This is a genomic window from Alteromonas sp., assembly GCF_984505615.1.
Genome location: NZ_CFHOXV010000002.1, coordinates 89618 through 109444, shown reverse-complemented (window position 1 = coordinate 109444; position 19827 = coordinate 89618). Strand labels below are relative to the sequence as shown.

General features: G+C 49.2%; 17 protein-coding genes. 1 reads left to right on the top strand and 16 read right to left on the bottom strand.

The window, feature by feature from the left end; genetic code table 11:
* Positions 1–149: 149 nt before the first annotated feature.
* Positions 150–1055 (top strand): GGDEF domain-containing protein, encoded by a 906-nt coding sequence (locus AC4PME_RS02060; RefSeq protein ID WP_161599110.1) that lies wholly within the window; start codon positions 150–152, stop codon positions 1053–1055.
* Between the two features lie 62 nt (positions 1056–1117).
* Here AC4PME_RS02060 and tilS read toward each other — a convergent pair whose 3' ends face one another.
* From tilS to tsf, 16 genes are all read right to left on the bottom strand, one after another.
* A complete protein-coding gene (gene tilS / locus AC4PME_RS02055; RefSeq protein WP_491045067.1) occupies positions 1118–2470 on the bottom strand; it encodes a tRNA lysidine(34) synthetase TilS in 1353 nt (450 codons plus the stop codon).
* Positions 2471–2486: 16 nt separating this feature from the next.
* Entirely contained in the window at positions 2487–3443 is a 957-nt protein-coding gene (accA, locus tag AC4PME_RS02050; RefSeq protein WP_491045066.1) for an acetyl-CoA carboxylase carboxyl transferase subunit alpha, read from the bottom strand.
* Positions 3444–3476: 33 nt separating this feature from the next.
* Positions 3477–6959 (bottom strand): DNA polymerase III subunit alpha, encoded by a 3483-nt coding sequence (dnaE, locus tag AC4PME_RS02045; RefSeq protein ID WP_119500498.1) that lies wholly within the window; start codon positions 6957–6959, stop codon positions 3477–3479.
* An 11-nt stretch (positions 6960–6970) separates the two neighbouring features.
* A complete protein-coding gene (gene rnhB / locus AC4PME_RS02040; protein ID WP_490708465.1) occupies positions 6971–7546 on the bottom strand; it encodes a ribonuclease HII in 576 nt (191 codons plus the stop codon).
* Positions 7539–8693 (bottom strand): lipid-A-disaccharide synthase, encoded by a 1155-nt coding sequence (lpxB, locus tag AC4PME_RS02035; RefSeq protein WP_491045065.1) that lies wholly within the window; start codon positions 8691–8693, stop codon positions 7539–7541. The genes rnhB and lpxB overlap by 8 nt, the downstream gene beginning before the upstream one ends.
* Entirely contained in the window at positions 8694–9464 is a 771-nt protein-coding gene (lpxA, locus tag AC4PME_RS02030) for an acyl-ACP--UDP-N-acetylglucosamine O-acyltransferase (RefSeq protein WP_491045064.1), read from the bottom strand.
* A gap of 1 nt (position 9465) precedes the next feature.
* The gene (fabZ, locus tag AC4PME_RS02025) at positions 9466–9915 is read right to left on the bottom strand and encodes a 3-hydroxyacyl-ACP dehydratase FabZ (protein WP_303574431.1); all 450 of its coding nucleotides are present in this window, start codon (positions 9913–9915) and stop codon (positions 9466–9468) included.
* A 186-nt stretch (positions 9916–10101) separates the two neighbouring features.
* A complete protein-coding gene (locus AC4PME_RS02020; RefSeq protein WP_119500493.1) occupies positions 10102–10617 on the bottom strand; it encodes an OmpH/Skp family outer membrane protein in 516 nt (171 codons plus the stop codon).
* 48 nt (positions 10618–10665) lie between these two features.
* The gene (bamA, locus tag AC4PME_RS02015) at positions 10666–13143 is read right to left on the bottom strand and encodes an outer membrane protein assembly factor BamA (protein WP_474844608.1); all 2478 of its coding nucleotides are present in this window, start codon (positions 13141–13143) and stop codon (positions 10666–10668) included.
* A 57-nt stretch (positions 13144–13200) separates the two neighbouring features.
* Positions 13201–14556: a sigma E protease regulator RseP gene (gene rseP, locus AC4PME_RS02010; RefSeq protein ID WP_491045063.1), complete on the bottom strand. Its 1356-nt coding sequence runs from the start codon at positions 14554–14556 to the stop codon at positions 13201–13203.
* Positions 14556–15737, bottom strand: coding sequence for a 1-deoxy-D-xylulose-5-phosphate reductoisomerase (gene ispC / locus AC4PME_RS02005; protein ID WP_491045062.1), 1182 nt, complete (start codon positions 15735–15737; stop codon positions 14556–14558). Before ispC ends, rseP begins: the two co-directional genes overlap by 1 nt.
* Positions 15737–16600: a phosphatidate cytidylyltransferase gene (locus AC4PME_RS02000; RefSeq protein ID WP_119500489.1), complete on the bottom strand. Its 864-nt coding sequence runs from the start codon at positions 16598–16600 to the stop codon at positions 15737–15739. The genes ispC and AC4PME_RS02000 overlap by 1 nt, the downstream gene beginning before the upstream one ends.
* 53 nt (positions 16601–16653) lie before the next feature.
* Complete coding sequence (gene uppS / locus AC4PME_RS01995) at positions 16654–17433, bottom strand: polyprenyl diphosphate synthase (RefSeq protein WP_119500488.1); 780 nt, start codon at positions 17431–17433, stop codon at positions 16654–16656.
* Between the two features lie 9 nt (positions 17434–17442).
* A complete protein-coding gene (gene frr / locus AC4PME_RS01990; RefSeq protein ID WP_119500487.1) occupies positions 17443–18000 on the bottom strand; it encodes a ribosome recycling factor in 558 nt (185 codons plus the stop codon).
* A 16-nt stretch (positions 18001–18016) separates the two neighbouring features.
* The gene (pyrH, locus tag AC4PME_RS01985; protein ID WP_119500486.1) at positions 18017–18757 is read right to left on the bottom strand and encodes a UMP kinase; all 741 of its coding nucleotides are present in this window, start codon (positions 18755–18757) and stop codon (positions 18017–18019) included.
* A 193-nt stretch (positions 18758–18950) separates the two neighbouring features.
* The gene (tsf, locus tag AC4PME_RS01980) at positions 18951–19823 is read right to left on the bottom strand and encodes a translation elongation factor Ts (RefSeq protein ID WP_119500485.1); all 873 of its coding nucleotides are present in this window, start codon (positions 19821–19823) and stop codon (positions 18951–18953) included.
* Positions 19824–19827 lie beyond the last annotated feature (4 nt).

Genomic DNA, 19827 nt, shown 5'->3' with positions numbered 1-19827 from the left:
CTTGCTACCACGGCAACTCCTTTAATCCGGCACTACAAGCAGGCACACCACTTGCAAGACTTTAGTCAGACACGCTTAGATGACGATTTTCTGACGTAAAAGTAAACAATCAATGCTAAGTATAACCCATGTTCCCGAGGAGTACTGTTTTGGAATTCTCAACTTCTGTTTATGAACACGTATACCCTGACAGCTTTTATCCTATGGCCTCATCCGGCCCGCGGTTAACTGCCGATCAGAAAAACAGTTTCCTGGGGCAGATCCTGTCAACTATCGATATTTCTGCACTGGGTTCTTTATACTTTCATCAGCTCAGACAACATGTTGCACTCGTTCACCTCAACCTGAGCGATGCGTCACGTCACCTGAGTTATGGCCGCATTAAGCCGGAAGACAATGACACAAACACTCTGATGCTGCCTATGAATAACCGTCACAGCACATCCGCGCCGGAATACATCCGCTATGTGTTTGCCAGCATGCCATCAAGGGAAGAACGTCAGTGTGTAGCTGAGTTACACGTTCTTTTCAGCCATCAGTTCGCCAATGCTCTGGAGTTCGAGCGACTGAAAAAAATGGCGACAAAAGATGCACTGACCACATTAGGTAACCGCAACGCATTTGATGAGTCCTGTGGCCGTCTGACCAGCAGAGCAGATCGCCATGATGAAAAATTCGGATTACTGGTCATAGACTTAGACAACTTTAAGACAGTGAATGACACCTACGGGCATCAGGAAGGTGACAAGGTATTGCAAGCTGTGGCTGCAGAGATTTCGTCAGTGCTGCGTAATGAAGATGAAGCATTCCGCATCGGGGGTGATGAGTTTTGTTGTCTGCTGGACTGCAAACAAAAAGAGTCGCTGAAAGTCATTGCTGACCGTCTCAACAAACGAATCGAAAAGAACCCGTTACTTAAAGGTCACGGAGTTTCCTGCAGTATCGGCGGTGCGGTCTACCGTCAGGGAGACAACATGCAGTCGTTATTTGAGCGTGCTGATCACGCGTTATACCAGGTCAAAGCCGCCGGAAAGAATGCTTATCTTGCGGCATAATCTCCCCGCAGGCTTTTAAATAAAGAGGCAAAACCTTGCCTCTTTACCAGAAGACTGCAATCTTATTCACCGCTGCTTTTGTACATTATTCTATTAAGATCCTGATTGCCGGCCGCCAGCCAGACCACTCTGTCTGTCAACAGCAAAGCTGCCGCTTCACCATTGCATAGTAAAACAGGAATGCGTTCTCTTTCCCAGGGCGGTATCTTCCACTGCTTAAACCATTTCCGCGCTGTTTTCCCTGTGGGATTCCGGCTCACATAAATTTTATCCAGACTCACCGCCGGTACCCGCTGCCAGTCACCCGGGCCGGAGATTTTAAATGTTACCGGCAACCCGGGGACTTGCTGCCACTGCTCTATATCTACCGGTTGCGGATCACCGCTTTCCTGCATCATATCGTCCGTGCAGCTCCCGCTATCCGCAGTAAATAACAGTTCGCTGTTGTAGCGGCGGATCACGCCAGCGCCGGCTTTAACGCACGGTATGGCATCGTCTCTGGCATGTAACATAGCGAGGACCTCGTCCATCTGAGCTTTAGAAGGCAAGGTCACACCCCGTCCGGTCAGCCAGTGACGTATAATCGCCCTCTGCCAGCCAGTGCTTTGCAGCAGCAAAGCAGGAACGCTCAGTCCACCGTTAACGGTCTCAGCGTCTTTAAGCCGTTCAGCAGTCACTTCTGCCAGCAATGCATTTTGTTCCTGCAACAGTTCACAGGAGCGTGAAGCGGCTTTTGCAAAGCCGGGCCAGCGCCTGTGCATATCCGGCAGTACACGATTGCGAAGGAAATTACGGTCAAAACGGTCGTCCTGATTGGACTCATCTTCAACCCACGGCATCCCCAGTGAATCCGCCGCAGCCTCAATATCTTCACGGCGAAAATTAAGCAGAGGCCGGAGAACAGCAACGGGTGACTCGCTCTCACTAACTTGCCGGTAATGCAGCCAGGGCATGCCAGCCAGACCTGCCGGCCCGCTTCCCCGCTTCACCGCCAGTAATAAGGTTTCGAGCTGGTCGTCCTGATGCTGGCCTAAAACCAGCGCACCGTTGTGCTGCCGGCAATAGCGCAGTAATGCATCATAACGGGCGTCTCTGGCACTTGCCTCAAGGCTGGTTCGGGACTGAACCGTCACATTAACGGATAACGCAGAAAAGATAACATTGCGCTGGCGACAAAAAGTTTCGCAGTGATTTTGCCACGCGTCTGCGTTGGGACTCAGACCGTGATGGATATACACCCCGTGAACGGGCAAAGAAGAATATGAAGAGAGTGCGTGGAGTAATAAACCGGAGTCTACCCCGCCACTGAAACCTACCACAAGGCAGTTTGGCGACGGGGTAACAGTATCGAGCAACCTGGCTGTTGTGCGGATGATGTCAGAACACAGCGTACTGACATCCATTTCACCAGCCATCGTAACCCGCTCCGGATCAGCAGTAACCGAAAGACATCAGTCTCTGGTAACGCTCTTCCATCAGGTTTTCCACATCCAGTGTTTTTAACTGGTTCAATTGCTGTTTGATGGTCGCTTTCAGGTTTGCAGCCATGCCGTCATGGTCACGGTGTGCACCACCTAAAGGCTCTTCAACAATACTGTTAATTAAACCCAGCTCTTTGATTTGTGGTGCACTTACGCCCATCGCATCGGCAGCCAATGGCGCTTTATCCGCGCTCTTCCACAGAATAGATGCACAACCTTCCGGAGAAATAACGGAATAGGTAGAATATTGCAGCATGTTAACGCGGTCGCCAACACCAATGGCCAGTGCACCACCGGAACCACCTTCACCGATAACGGTACAGATGATCGGCACTCGAAGCTGAGCCATTTCAAACAAGTTGCGGGCAATGGCTTCACTCTGTCCACGTTCTTCTGCGCCAACACCCGGATATGCTCCCGGCGTGTCGATAAGGGTAACGATAGGCAAATTGAAACGCTCAGCCATTTTCATCAGACGCAGGGCTTTACGGTAACCTTCAGGTTTTGGCATACCAAAGTTACGCTTAATTTTTTCGTGCGTATCACGCCCCTTCTGATGACCAATCAGCATGATTGGTTGATCGTCGATTTTTGCCAGACCACCAACAATCGCCTTGTCGTCAGCGTATGCACGATCACCCGCCAGTTCATCAAACTCAGTGAAGATACGGCCAACATAATCCAGCGTGTAGGGACGCATGGGGTGACGGGCAAGCTGGGAAATCTGCCAGGCGCCCAGATCTGAGAAAATCTTGCGGGTTAAATCCGAACTTTTAGTACGAAGTTTTGTGATTTCTTCTTCAATACCAACGTCAAATTCACCGCCCTGATTAACCAGCCGAAGCTCTTCGATTTTTGCTTCTAGTTCAGCGATCGGCTGTTCAAATTCCAAAAACTGTATACTCATTCTGTGTCCTATCTATACTACCTTTCACGCCTGTCAGTGATAACACATGGCGACTGACTGCTCACCCAGACACTGTTTTAATTCGTGCAACAGCTGATCTTCCGGCGTCACATACCATTGTGCGCCACAGGCCAGCACTGCTTCCGCATCCGGGTGTACTACACGCATTTGTACCGGACAACTGCCGCCCCGGTACGTTTGAAGAATTGCCTGTAGCGACGAAATTCTGTTTTCATCAATTTGCACGGTGTCGAGTTCCAACATCAGTGCTTTTGCGTTCTGTTCTCTGGCCTGAACAATATCCATTGCATCACGGGCAGAGATTGTATTGCCACCGGAGAAATCATCAAAGCTGACCTGTCCTTTTATTAACAGGATACGGTCAGTTTCGAGAATACTCTCATATTTTTCGTACATATCGGGGAAAAAACGTACATCCATGCGCGCGCTCTTGTCGTCGAGAGTTACAATGGCCCAGCGACGCCCCTTTTTGTTTGTCATTACCCTGACGCCCAGCACCAGACCAACGGCAGTGGACATCTGATCTTTTCCGGTCGGTTTTAAATCAACCAGGCGACCATCAGAGTAATGCTTAATTTCATCAGCATACTGGTTAATGGGATGCCCTGTCAGATACAAACCCAGAGTGTCTTTTTCACCATCAAGCCAGACTTTTTCCGGCCAGTACGGCACATCCGCAAAGGCTTGCTTCACATCGTCCGGCTCTGTCGTCAGCAAACCGAACATGTCAGACTGTCCGTAGGATTCCGCTTTAGCATGTTGATCTGCAGCAGCAATAGCTTCAGGTAAAGAGGCCATAATCGATGCACGGTGCGGCCCCTTGCCGTCCTGCGGACCAAGATTATCCATGGCGCCGGCGAGAACCAGCTTTTCCAGCACCCGCTTGTTCACCCGTTTGAGGTCAACTTTAGCACAGAAATCAAACAAATCAGTAAAATTACCTTGTTGTTCCCGGGCTTCAATAATGGCTTCAATGGGGCCTTCACCTACCCCTTTAATAGCACCGATACCGTAAACAATACGGCCATGCTCATCAACCGTAAATTTATACCGTCCGACATTCAAATCCGGCGGCAAAATGGTCATCCCCATACGGTCGACTTCATCTACCAGCGTTACAATCTTATCGGTGTTGTCCATATCCGCCGACATTACCGCCGCCATAAATTCAGCAGGGTAATGTACTTTCAGCCACAGCGTCTGGTATGACACCAGTGCATAGGCCGCAGAGTGCGATTTGTTAAATCCGTATCCGGCAAATTTTTCTACCAGATCGAAAATTTTCATCGCCAGCTCGCCGTCGATGTTGTTGTCTCTTGCGCCATCTTCGAAGGTTGAGCGCTGCTTCGCCATTTCTTCAGGTTTTTTCTTACCCATCGCACGGCGAAGCAAGTCAGCACCACCCAGACTGTACCCGGACATTTCCTGGGCAATCTGCATAACCTGTTCCTGATACAGGATGATACCGTAGGTGGGCTCAAGAATTTCTTTCAGACACTCATGCTGATAATCAGCATCCGGATAAGAGATTTCTTCACGACCGTGCTTACGGTCAATAAAGTTGTCTACCATGCCTGATTGCAGCGGACCCGGACGAAACAGGGCCACCAGTGCGATAATATCTTCGAAACAGTCCGGTTTCAGGCGCTTGATCAGCTCTTTCATCCCGCGGGATTCAAGCTGGAATACTGCCGTGGTCTCTGCCGCCTGCAGTGAACGGAAACTCTTTTTATCTTCCAGCGGGATGGCACTGATATCGACATCCACACCCTGACCTTCTTTGATCATGTCCAGTGCCCACTGGATAATGGTCAGGGTTCTTAATCCTAAGAAGTCAAACTTAACCAGACCGGCGGTTTCGACGTCATTTTTGTCGAACTGGGTGACAGGGTTTTTCCCTTCATCATCACAGTAAAGCGGTGCGAAGTCGGTGATAGTGGTAGGCGCAATAACCACACCACCGGCGTGTTTACCGGCATTACGGGTAACACCTTCCAGAATGCGGGCCATGTCGATAAGGTCTTTGACTTCCTCATCGTCGTTATAAAGTTCCGGTAAACGGGGCTCGACCTCAAAGGCTTTGCCAAGAGTCATACCGGGATCGGACGGGATCAGCTTGGAAATCCGGTCAACGAAACCGTAGGGATGACCAAGTACACGGCCCACATCACGCACAACAGCCTTAGCAGCCATCGTACCGAAGGTAATAATTTGTGATACCGCCTGACGGCCGTAAAGCTCGGCCACGTGGTCAATAACCTCATCCCGCCGGTCCATACAGAAGTCGACGTCGAAATCAGGCATAGATACACGTTCGGGGTTCAGGAACCGTTCGAAAAGCAGGTCAAATTCCAGCGGGTCCAGATCGGTAATTTTCAGCGCATAAGCCACTAATGAGCCTGCACCGGAACCACGGCCCGGTCCTACCGGAATCCCGTTGTCCTTACTCCACTGGATAAACTCCATAACGATAAGGAAGTAACCCGGGAACCCCATCTGGTTAATTACGTCGAGTTCTACTTTCAGACGGTCGTCGTATTCAGGACGCTTTTCTGCTCTGACGGCTTCATCAGGGAACAGGAATTCAAGACGCTCTTCCAGTCCCTCTTCTGATTTTTTAACCAGAAAATCTTCCGTTGTCATACCACCGGTAGGGAATTGAGGCAGGAAGTACTCACCAAGCCTTACAGTGACATTACAACGTGTAGCAATTTCTACTGTATTTTCGATGGCTTCCGGAATATCACTGAACAGCTCAACCATTTCATCGCTGCTACGCAGATATTGCTGTTCGCTGTAGCGTTTGGGGCGACGGGGATCTTCCAGTGTGTAACCGTCGTGAATAGCTACGCGGATTTCATGGGCCTCGAATCCTGCCTGTTCAATGAAACACACTTCATTCGTAGCCACCACCGGCAAACCGTATTCCTCAGCCACAGCCACAGCCTGATGAAGGTAGTCTTCCTCGCCGGGACGGCCGGTGCGGATAAGCTCAAGATAGAAACGGTCGGCAAAATGCTGCTGATAAAACGCCAGGGAGTCCGCCAGCATTTTCTGGTTGTTCTTGGTCAGAGCAATACCGACGTCGCCGTGCAGTGCTCCGGAAAGCACAATCACGCCCTCAGCATGTTCTGCCAGCCAGGCCTGGTCTATCACCGTTTTATGGTGCACCGCACCCCGCAGATAACCTTTTGAAATCAACAGGGTAATATTTTTATAGCCCTCGTTGTTCATGGCCAGCAAAGTGAGGCGGAAAGGTTCCTCGTTCAGAACATCGTTCTGCACCCAGAAGTCGGTGCCGATAATGGGTTTGATACCACGGTTATGGGCTTCAGAATAGAATTTAACCAGACCACACATGTTCATCTGGTCTGTAATAGCCACCGCAGGCATGTTAAAGGCTTCAACCTGCGCGAGGATGGGTTTAACCTTGTTTAACCCATCCATCATTGAAAAGTCGCTGTGAACGCGAAGATGAATAAACGGCGAAGACATGTGAATTTCTCTTATTTTTGTGCTGCCAGACGCGCCTGTACGGGCTTAAAGCTCATACGATAACACGGCAGGACACCATATGCTTCTAATGCTTCAAAATGTGCTTTCGTCGGGTAACCTTTGTGGCCGGCGAAGTTGTACTGCGGATGAAGGGCATGCAATGCAATCATATCATTGTCACGTTCAACTTTAGCAAGAATCGAGGCTGCAGAGATTTCTGCATGCAGTCCATCACCTTTCACGATCGCTTCTGCTGCATACTGCCAGTCCGGCAGACGGTTACCATCGACCCGCACGAAATCCGGCTGTACAGACAACCCCTCAACGGCACGCTTCATGGCCAGCATGGTTGCGTGCAGAATGTTCAGCGTATCGATTTCCTGCGGCGTGGCCCGCCCGATTGCCCAGCAGAGGGCTTTTTGCTTAATCTCTTCTGACAAAGCGATACGTTTTTTTTCGGATAATTTCTTTGAATCGTTGAGTCCGGCAATGGGTTTTGCAGGGTCAAGAATAACCGCAGCGGTCACTACATCACCCACCAGCGGTCCGCGTCCCACTTCATCAACACCGGCAATATATTCAGCCATTGATAACCTCTGCAATCGCATCTGCTGCCATTTTATCAGCATCCAGTTTAAGGGACTGGTGCAAACCGGTAAACCGGCTTACCAGTTCAGTCGTATCCTGCGTGAAAAGGGGCAATAAGTAATCGCAAAGTGTGTCAGGATTCACATCGTCCTGCAGTAATTCAGGAATCAACGCTTCATTGGCCAGTAAGTTAGGCAGGGAGAAGAACGGCGCCTTGTAGAGTCGCTGCATTATTTTATAGGTCAGTGGTGACAACTTATAGCAAGTCACCATGGGGCGCTTGCAAAGCATGGCTTCCAGGGTTGCCGTACCTGATGCCAGCAAAATGACATCGCTGGCAATCATGGCGTCTCTGGCCTGCCCTTTCACCAGCTTGTAGTCGCTGTCACTGAGCCAGGCACTGCAATGCTCTTTCAGATAAGCCTGAATGCCATCAAAACGATACTGATTAGCAGCAGGAATTACAAAGCGGATGCCTGGCAGCAGGGTTTTCATTTTCTCCATGGTGGCAGTAAAAACAGGTAACAGTGCTTTTAACTCACCACCACGGCTGCCGGGCAATACGGCCAGCACAGGACCGGAGCTGCTCAGGCCCAGTGTCTCACGGGCGGCAGACTGATCTGGTTCTAATGGCACGGCATCCGCAAGTGTATGACCGACAAACGTATAGGGAACATGATACTTATCGTAAACCTGCTGTTCGAAAGGAAACAAACCCAGCACGTGATTTGTGGCGGCTTTAATCTTATGAATGCGCTTTTCACGCCATGCCCACACGGTAGGACTGACATAATGAACAGTTTTAATCCCCCTGGCTTTCAGGGCTTTTTCCACACGAAGATTAAAGTCAGGTGCATCCACACCAATGAATACATCCGGCGGATTGGCTTCAAAATGCGCCAGCAGTTGCTTCTTCAGTTTGAGAATAGCAGGAAGATGAGACAACACTTCCACCAGTCCCATGACAGAAAGTGTTTCCATATCGAAGAGTGAGTGAAAGCCGGCGGCTTTCATGTGATCACCGCCGATGCCTTCGATAATGGCATCGGGGTAACGCTTTTTCAGTTCGGCTATCATACCGGCGGCAAGCACGTCTCCTGACGGCTCACCTGCCACAACGCCAATTCGCAATGTTGATGCGGGCATTTAGCGGATGATACCCCGCTCGGCATTTTCAAGGAAAGACACCAGTGAGCGGATATTTTCATCGCTTTCAGCTACATCAGACAGCTTAGCCACAGCTTCAGCGATGGTATTGTTGTCACGATAGATGGCACGGTAAGCCCGCTTTATTGCCATAATTTGATCGGATGTAAATCCACGGCGGCGTAAGCCTTCAGAGTTAATGCCCGCAGCGACGTGCTTCTGGCCGTTAACCATGACAAACGGCGGTACATCACGCAAGACAATCGCGCCGGCGCCAACGAAGGCATGACTACCTACTTTGCCAAACTGGTGAATAGCTGCACCACCACCAAAAATAACAAAATTACCCAGTTCAACATGCCCTGCCAGTGAAACATTGTTCGCAAGAATACAATCGTCCCCGATGATCACATCGTGAGCCACGTGGGCATTGATCATAAACAGGTTGCGGGAGCCAATTTTTGTCACCCCTTCATCCTGAATAGTGCCACGATGCACTGTACAGGTTTCACGGAACACATTGTCATCACCGATTTCCAGACGGGTTTCTTCTCCGGCGTACTTTTTGTCCTGGCATTCTTCACCTACAGAACAAAACTGAAAGAAGCGGTTACGCTTACCCACAGTCGTCGGGCCTTTGATGACCACATGAGACTCAAGAACACAATCGTCACCGATAACCACATCGTCACCGATATAACAGAAAGGACCTACGGAAACATTATTTCCCAGTGTCGCCTTTTCAGATATCACGGCAGTAGAATGAATCACGTTAAACCATCTCTCTCATTGCACACATGAATTCGGCACTGCAAGCTTCTTCACCATCAACGCTGGCGGTCCCCTTAAACTTCCAAATCCCTCTGCGCTCTTTAACCAGACAAACATCAAATTCCAGTCTGTCACCAGGCGTAACAGGACGCTTGAAGCGCGCGCAGTCGATGCCGGCATACAAGTATAGCTTATCTGACTTACCCATGGTCTTGAATCCCAGTACGCCGGCAGCCTGTGCCATCGCTTCCAGGATTAGAACGCCCGGGAAAATTGGACGACCGGGGAAGTGCCCTGTGAAGCAGGGTTCATTCATGGTGATGTTTTTATATGCCTTGATAGACTCGCCTTCCACGTAATCAGTTACGCGATCAACAAGCAAGAACGGATACCGGTGAGGCAATAAATCCAGGATTTCCTGAATATCAATAGTGTTGAGTGAATTGGCCAAAAAAGCTCTCCTAATGCCAAAACCAGTCTGTCATAGGCTTATAGCAGACTGTTTGCCGTATTGTAATTTTAAATGGCGGCAACCATACGCGCATATGCGCTAAAAACAAATCAGACCAACGCCTCACGACGTTAGTCTGCTTGCGGGCTCAGGCCCGGTAATCATCAGCCGGTAACCGGCCGGACATTACTTAATTTTTTTAACCTGTTCCAGCACTTGCTCAGACAGATCATGCTGGTCGTCTGCGAATGCTACAGCACCGGCATTCAGTACCAGGTCATATTTTTCTTTCGCAGCCACTGAGTCAATCGCCTGCTTGATCAAGCCCAACAGTTTGTTGCGCTCTTCATTGCTGCGACGCTGGATGTTCTGTTGCAGAGGCTGACCTTTTTCTGCCAGTTGCTCACGAACACTCAGAATTTTCTGTTGCAGTTCTTTTTTCTCATCTTCACTCATCGTAGCGGCATCACGCTGCAGACGCTCAGCATAGAACTGACCATCTTTCTGAAGCTGGTTAACTTCGTCGATTTGCGCTTTGAATTCGACCTGAATGTTATTAGAGATTTCAGCGGCCTGTGGCATCGCCTGGAATACGCCCTGTACATCTACAACGCCAATTTTTTGTTCAGCCATTGCAGAGGCACTTACCAGCGCACTACCTAACATCAGGGTTGCTACGAATTGTCTTGCCAACTGTTTCAAAAGGAACTCCTTTTTAAAATTTAAGCCCGGTTCACTGCCGGATTAGTATTAGAATGTTTGACCGATATTAAACGTAAAGAACTTGGCATCATCACCATCGCGTTCCTGAATAGCACGCGAGAAGCTGAATACCATAGGTCCCATCGGTGAAATCCATTGTACAGAAATACCGGCGGAACTACGATACTGTGTCCAGTCGGAATAGTCCAACAACTTACCGTACGATGAGTTGATCTGGTCTAAGTTTTTGTACTTATCGTAGTCGAATTCAGTATCCCACACGTTACCTACGTCGAGGAACACACTGGTACGTACTGAATTATCGTATTCCACATCCACAAATGGTGTCGGAACGATTAACTCGATGCCACCCAGTGCCATGGCGTTACCACCCAGGCTCCGGCTGGAGATCTGAATACTATCATCAGCTGCATCGCCCGGATACACCTCTCCGTCAGGACCGGTCACCGTATTATAATTACGTCTGATCACACCACGGGGGCCTACGGTGTTATTTTCAAAGCCACGCAGCGTATCTGCACCACCGGCCGTGAAGTTTTCCGTAAACGGCAGGATCTGCTCATTACCGTTAATGTCGCCGTAGCCGTTACCATAACCTAAACGCAGACGAGCCAGCACTGACCAGCGCTGATTACGTGACAGCGGGAAATAGAACTTGGTATCAAATACAGTTTTAAAGTAATTCACGTCAGAGTTTGGCGTAGTAATACTGAAACTCGCACGTTGTGATGAACCGGCTGTCGGGAACAAACCACGGTTCAGAGTACTGCGACTCCACGCCACACTGGCCTGGAAGCTGTCATAGTTAATAGGAGCTTCCGGATCGGCGGAATCACGGAACTGGTTATAAAACTGCTCAGTCTGCTCGTAGTAACCGGTGTTATATAACTCCACACTGGAGTAAGTAATACCGAAGTTAATACGGTTAACTTCGTTGATTGGATAACCAACGTTAGCGCCCACTGACCAGCGCTTAGAGTTGTACTGGATAACGTTAAAGTCAGAGCCGTCGAACTCGCTGTAACCGATGCTACCACCCAGACTGATACCGTCGATGGTGAAATAGGGGTCGTTATAGGTAATTTGAGCTGAACGCTGATACGATACCGTACTGATGTTCAGACCCACCTGCTTACCTGTACCCAGGAAGTTATTTTGCTGAATACCGGCATTCAGACTCAGCTTCGTTCTGTCACCGTAACCGATACCGGCGTTAAACGAGCCTGAAGGTTGTTCCTTCACTGAGAAGTCCACATCAACCTGATCATCAATGCCAGGCAGACGGTTAGTTTCGAACTCAACCTCTTCCATGTAAGTCAGACGGGACAGCTGCGCTTTTGAGCTTTCCAGCAGTGAATTCGACAGCCACGTGCCTTCCATCTGGTTAACGTTATGACGTAAAACATTATCAGACGTAACAGAGTTACCTTCGAAGTTTATACGACGCACATAGATACGTTTACCCGGATCGACTGACAGGGTCAGTTTAACCGTTTTATCTTCGTCGTTAATTTCCGGCACCGTGGTCACTGTCGGATAAGCGTAACCAAAACGGCCCAGATATTTACTGATAAATTCTTCGGTATAGGTAACTTCAGCCTGACTGTAAAGCTCGCCAACAGTCAGCGGCAGCACCCGCTCGATATACTCTTCGTTACCCAGCAAATCACCGACAAGCTCCACATCAGAGATGGTGTACTGCTCTCCTTCGGTGACATTCATCGCAACGTAGATGCCGTCTTTTTCCGGCGTCATGGAAACTTGCGTAGAATCAATATTGAAACGCAGGTAACCACGGTCCATATAATGGCTTCTTAAGGTTTCCATATCCCCTTGCAGGGTTTGCTGCTGGTAGCGGGTTTCAGACAGAAAATCCCACCACGGTGTGTCGAACTGCAGTTCAAGGTCCTGCATCAGTTCTTCATCTGTAAATACTGAGTTACCGACGATGTTAATTTGCTGGATTTCAGCGGCATCGCCTTCTTCGAACAGCAGTTTCAAATCAACACGATTACGGGGCAACGGTGTCACAATAGCAGACACATCAGCATTGTATTTACCAATGCTGTAGAAGAAGTCTTTGAGGCCATTTTCAATTGACGTCAGCACGGTTTTATCCAGCGGCTCTCCCACACGGATCCCGTTACCATCCAGACTCTCCTGTAACTGCTCATCTTTGATGTCATCGTTACCTTCAAAGATAATGTTACTGATAGTCGGACGCTCTGACACTTTCACGATAAGGGTATTACCGTCGCGTAACACCTCTACCCGCTCAAAGTGAGTAGAAGAATAAAGAGAGCGAATAGCCTGGGTGATGCGGAAGCTGTTCAGGCGGTCGCCTACCTGAACAGGCAGATAGGTCAGTGCCGCACCCAGTGCCACACGTTGCAGGCCGGTAATTTTAATATCTTCAACAACGAATTCACTGTCAGACGCTGCAGCATTGGCGAAGCTAGCACTGGAAACCATGATTCCGGCTGCTACTAACTGATTTAACTTCATCTATTCTTTTATTCCTGGCCGCGTTTGCTGTTCTAATGTAAAACTGCCGTTTTGTCCCTAAGAAACAAAGCGACTAATATCGTTAAATATGGCGATGCTCATCATCATGAAAAGCAGTGCGCCGCCAATTTTAAACCCCCACTCCTGCACATGCTCCGGTACAGGTTTGCCTGATGCCCACTCGATGATATAAAACAGCAAGTGACCGCCATCCAGCATGGGGATTGGCAACAAATTGATAATGCCGAGACTGACACTGATCAACGCTAAAAAACTTAAAAAGTATGCCAGTCCGTATCCGGCACTGACGCCTGCGCCCTGCGCAATGGAAATTGGCCCGCTGAGATTATTCAGCGATACATCGCCGGTAACCAGCTTGCCGAGCATTTCCACACTGACGGCTGTCAGCCGCCAGGTTTTATCCAGTGCTTTACTCACGGCTTCAACAGGTCCGTACTGATGAGTAAAGACATAACCTTCAGGCCAGGGCTCCGCTTTAGGGCTTACCCCTAAGAAACCATCCTGACCGTCAGGGGTATCCCGGCGCGCTATTGTAGCACTAACTGTCTGTTGCTGACCGCCGCGCATTAACGTAATGCTGACGGTTTCACCGGGTAACCCTTTAATAGTGTCAACAAGAGACATCCAGTTTTCTATTTTTTCGCCATTCAGCGCAATCAGTTCATCATCGACCTGTAACCCCGCCTGCTCTGCAGGACTATCTTCAGAAATGAATGCCACCACGGTAGTGATTTCAGGTCTGAAAGGTGCGATGCCCAAACTGTTTAAAGCAGACTGTTTTTCCGGGTCAAAGTTCCAGCCGGCGATATGTAAATTCGTCTGACTGGTCACACCTTGGGCAGATTTCACGGTAATTCCCACCTGAGGTGTACCAATCGCAGAAATCAATTCCAGATTTACCGATTCCCAGTCAGGCGTTTCATGACCACCCACTGTAATAATTTCATCACCGGCTTTTAACTGAGCCTGCGCGGCGAAACTGTCCGGCGTTATATCGCCAATTACCGGCTTAACTGTATTCTGACCAATCAGGAACATCATATACAATGCGAGCACTGCAAAGATAAAATTTACACCGGGGCCAGCGGCAATAATTGCCATACGTTGTAATACAGGTTTGTTATTGAACGCCAGGTGACGTTTTTCCGCAGGCACGTCATCCACGCGCTCGTCGAGCATACGTACATATCCGCCCAGCGGTATAGCGGCTACCGCAAATTCGGTGCCCTTCTTATCTTTTCGTGTCCAGAACGGTTTACCAAAGCCAATTGAAAACCGCTCGACATGCACGCCACACATCCGGGCAACAATAAAATGTCCCCACTCGTGCACCGCGACTAAAATACCCAGTGCGACTATGAATGAACCTAAACTCCACAGAAACGTGAACACTACACCTTACTCCGTACCAGTTCTGTGGCGACTTCCCTCGCCATTCTGTCTTCTTCAAGGATCTGTTGGAGTGACGATACCGTTACAGGTTCCATTCTGTTTAACGTTTCCTCGTTTATTGCTGCAATATCGGTAAAACCAATGGCGCCATCCAGAAAGGCGGCAACGGCAATTTCGTTGGCCGCATTAAGCCGCGTTGTGGCAGCCTGACCGCTGTCACAGGCATCAATAGCCAATTTCAGGTTAGGATACCGCGCGTAACAGGGTGACTCAAAAGTAAGGCTTGCCATTTTCGCAAAATCCAGCGGTTCAACACCGGCATCAATACGTGCAGGCCAGGCGAGGCCATAAGCAATGGGCGTACGCATATCAGGGTTGCCTAACTGGGCAATCACCGAACCATCGGTGTACTGTACCATGGAATGGATCACACTTTGAGGATGCAGTACCACCGTAATATCTTTTGAAGAAGCACCGAATAACCAGCAGGCTTCAATAAATTCCAGTCCCTTATTCATCATGGTCGCCGAGTCCACCGTGATTTTCCGGCCCATGGACCAGTTCGGGTGATGACAGGCTTCCTCTACAGTGATGGTGTGAAAGGTGTCGATATCGCGGTGACGGAAGGGTCCGCCGGAACCGGTGAGCAAAATTTGACTGATCCCTGCCTGCTGCAATTCACCATAGCGAAATCCTTCAGGCAAACACTGGAATATGGCATTGTGCTCACTGTCAATGGGAAGAATTTCTGCCCCGCTCTGATTGGCAGCATCGATGAAAAGCGCACCGGACATGACCAGCGCTTCTTTGTTTGCCAGCAATACACGCTTACCTGCTTTTACCGCTGCGAGAGTTGGTAATAAACCTGCTGCACCCACAATGGCCGCCATCACCGAAGTCACCTCCGGTGCACTGGCAACTTCTTCCAGCGCCTTAGGGCCACAAAGAATTTCAGAACTGACTTTCATCGACTGCGCCAGCTTCACCGCATCGTCATACAAATTATCATCTGCGACTACCACGTAACGTGCTGCGCAGCTGATTGCCTGCCGCATGAGCTTTTCAAGCTGACTGTTGCCGGTAACAGCGAAAACCCGGTATTTATCCGGGTGTCTGTTGATAACGTCGAGGGTACTGCAACCGATGGAGCCGGTTGCGCCAAGTATGGTAACTGTCTGCATCAAGCCATCCAGGTAACATAGCAAAATGCAAATACGGGAAAGGCCGCAGTGAGACTGTCGATACGGTCGAGAATACCACCGTGCCCGGGCAATAATTTGCCGCTGTCCTTAATGCCTGCACAGCGCTTCAGCATGCTTTCGTTCAAATCACCCAGCGCAGATACCGCCACGGTAATACCACCGATAAGCAAGTGCAGCCAGATGCGGTCTGTTGCTACCTGATAATGTAATGCTGCAAAAGCGATAATAGCGAAAGACGCACCGATTCCACCGATTAAACCTTCCAGCGTTTTGCCGGGTGACACATTAGGCCGCAGTTTATGGCGACCGAATTTAACGCCGCTGAAGAATGCGCCGATATCCGCCGCCCAGACAATACCGAGCACATAGAAAATCAGCGATGAGCCATATAAGGTGTCAACATCATGAAGACTGGTTCTGAGACTGATAACGGCAACCCAGGTCGGGATTAAGGTCAGCAGACCGAAGCCTAAACGAATCAGATTATTGTTCCGCCAGAAGGCTGAATAACGGGGATAGAAAATGATCATCCACAGCGAGAACATCCACCAGATAACGGATACGCCCAGGATGAAATGGTAAAGCCCGTGGAGTTGTCCCTGGTACCAGATGTATTGAGCATCCACAATGGAAGACAGCACCAGACACAGCGCAAAAACAAAAGCAGCGAACATGGCTTTGCGGGGACGTGCTGTGATGCCGGACATATTCGCCCACTCATAGGCACCCAACCCGACGACACCGGCAATGGCAACTTCAAACTGCCAGACCGGTAAGAAAAGGATGGCTATCAGCGCCAGAGGCGCCAGAATTAATGCTGTTATTATTCGTTGTTTTAGCATAATTGGCGATGTGCTCCTGATGGCGGTGCCGGCACCGCCGTTAGTTGCAGGCTTCAGTTCCGTGGAACGCTGACCTGTTCGCCCGTAAGACCGAAACGGCGCTGGCGTTGTTTGAAATCATTGACTGCCTGCTGAAAAACATCTTCAGAAAAATCAGGCCATAGTACGTCAGTAAAATAGAGTTCAGCGTAGGCACATTGCCACAGCAAAAAGTTGCTGATGCGATGCTCACCGCCTGTGCGGATAAGTAAATCCAACTCCGGCAGCCCTGCTGTTGACATTTTTGCGTCGAAAGCCTCTTCAGTGATATCAGCCGCAGTCATCGAGCCTTCTGCTACAGCCTGAGATAACTCCCGCGCCGCATTAACGATATCCCAGCGGCCACCATAATTGGCAGCAATATTGAGAACAAGATCCTTATTGTCAGCAGTCATTTCTTCTGCTTTGCGGATCTTATCTTTCAATTTATCATCAAAAGCTGAAACGTCACCGATCACTTTTAAACGTACACCGTTTTTATGTAATCGCTTAGCTTCATTATTCAGAACAAGATTAAAAAGCTCCATCAATACAGACACTTCTTCTTCCGGACGTTTCCAGTTTTCACTGGAAAACGCGAAAAGCGTTAATGACTGAATACTGTTCTGACGGGCAAAACGCACAACTGCCCGGACAGATTCCACGCCGGCTTTATGGCCAAACGTTCTGATTTTGCCTTTCTTTTGCGCCCACCGACCGTTTCCGTCCATGATGATCGCAACATGCTGAGGTCCCGGTACATTGACCGGGGTCTCAGTAGTTTCAGGCGCTGTGTTAGACCGCATTCCTAACATAGTAACTTTTTAAATTTCCATCAGTTCTTTTTCTTTGTCTGCCAGCATGGCATCCACTTTTTTAATGAAATCATTCGTCAGAGACTGAATGTTTTCTTCCGCAGCGCGGCTTTCATCTTCACTGATTTCTTTTTCTTTCAGCAAATCTTTAATGTCACCGTTTGCGTCACGGCGGATGTTACGGATAGCAACACGACCACCTTCCGCTTCGTTACGTACAACGCGGATAAGATCTTTACGACGCTCTTCCGTCAGCGGAGGTAACGGGATACGAATCGACGCCCCTGCACTCATCGGGTTGAGGCCCAGATCAGATTGCATGATAGCTTTCTCTACAGCCTGAATAGCACTCTTATCAAATACACTCAGCGCCAGCGTGCGGCTGTCTTCTGCGACAACGTTCGCAACTTGCTTCAGCGGCGTATCCACACCGTAGTAAGGCACCATGATGCCGTCAAGCAGGCTCGGGTGAGCACGGCCTGTACGAATTTTGCTTAACTGACTTTTCAGTGCACTGATGCTTTTATCCATACGCTCTTGCGCATCTAATTCAATTTCATCAATCACAGTTGTTTCCTATTTCTTACTTAAAATTTTCAGGATGGTCGATCAACGTACCTTCCTGCTCACCCATGACAACCCGCTTCAGACAGCCCGGTTTGTTCATGTTGAATACGCGGATAGGCATACGGTGATCACGTGCCAGAGTGAAAGCAGATAAATCCATCACTTTGAGTTCTTTTTCCAGCACTTCCTGATAAGACAATTGGCCATACAGTGTAGCGTCAGGATTTTTTACCGGATCGTCGCTGTAAACACCGTCTACCTTAGTGGCTTTCAATACGGCTTCAGCTTCAATTTCAATGCCGCGCAGACAGGCAGCAGAATCGGTAGTGAAGAAAGGATTCCCGGTACCTGCAGAGAAGATAACAACGCGGCCGGATTTTAATAAGCTGATAGCTTCTGCCCAGTTGTAGGCGTCACAAACACCATTTAAAGGAATAGCAGACATCAGGCGGGCGTTTACAAAAGCACGGTGCAATGCATCACGCATAGCCAGACCGTTCATGACAGTGGCTAACATACCCATGTGGTCACCCACTACACGGTTCATACCCGCTTTCGCCAGGCCTTCACCACGGAACAGGTTACCGCCACCGATAACTAAGCCAACCTGTACACCCAATTCAACCAGCTCTTTAATTTCCTGAGCCATGCGATCGAGCACTTTAGGGTCTATACCGAATCCTTCGGAACCCATTAGCGCTTCACCGCTGAGTTTTAACAAAATACGTCGATAGGCTGATTTTGGTGTGATACTCATTGTTTGAATAGTCCTTATGAATTCGGCTTGTCTCATGCCTCGTTATACATAACAAGAAATGACGCAAGCCGACTCGTTACAAGCGATATTTTTACTGTCAGGCAGTTGATTGCCTCACTCATAAAAAAGCACCCCCGAAGAGGTGCTCTGTAGTGTATCCGACATTGGCCGAATGAAAAAGCGAAACGCAGAATTATTTCTTCGCCGCTTCCATTTGAGCCGCAACTTCAGCTGCGAAGTCTTCAGTTTTCTTCTCGATACCTTCACCCACTTCAAAACGGATGAAGTTAACAACGTCAGCGCCTTTGCTCTTCAGCAGTTCGCCAACAGAAACAGAAGGATCTTTAACGAAAGGCTGACCTGTCAGGCTGATTTCGCCGGTGAATTTCTTCATACGGCCAGCAACCATTTTTTCAGCGATATCAGCAGGCTTACCAGACTGGATAGCCAGTTCTACCTGGATTTCTTTCTCTTTTTCTACAACTTCAGCAGGAACGTCGTCAGGCTTAACGAACTGAGGGCTTGCCGCTGCAACGTGCATTGCTACGTCTTTAGCCAGTTCTTCGTCGCCACCGTTTAAGATAGCGATTACGCCGATACGACCGCCGTGCACGTATGCACCCAGGTTGTCGCCTTCAACGTTGATAACGCGACGAGGAGAAATGTTTTCACCGATTTTAGCAACTAACGCGTCACGTACTTCGATAACTTTCGCGCCGTCTAATTCAGCTTCGTTCAGTTCTTCAACAGAGTTGATGTTACCGGCATGTGCAACGGCCAGAACTTTGTTACCGAAGCCAAGGAAACCTTCGTCACGGGCAACGAAGTCAGTTTCACAGTTTACTTCCATCATGGTAGCGCGGTTGCCTTCAACCTGAGTCAGGATTACACCTTCAGCGGCGATACGGCCAGCTTTTTTAGCGGCTTTAGCCTGACCAGACTTACGCATGTTTTCGATGGCCAGTTCGATGTCACCGTCGGTTTCAACAAGCGCTTTTTTACAATCCATCATACCTGCGCCGGTACGCTCACGCAGTTCTTTAACAAGTGCTGCAGTCACTGCCATTTTT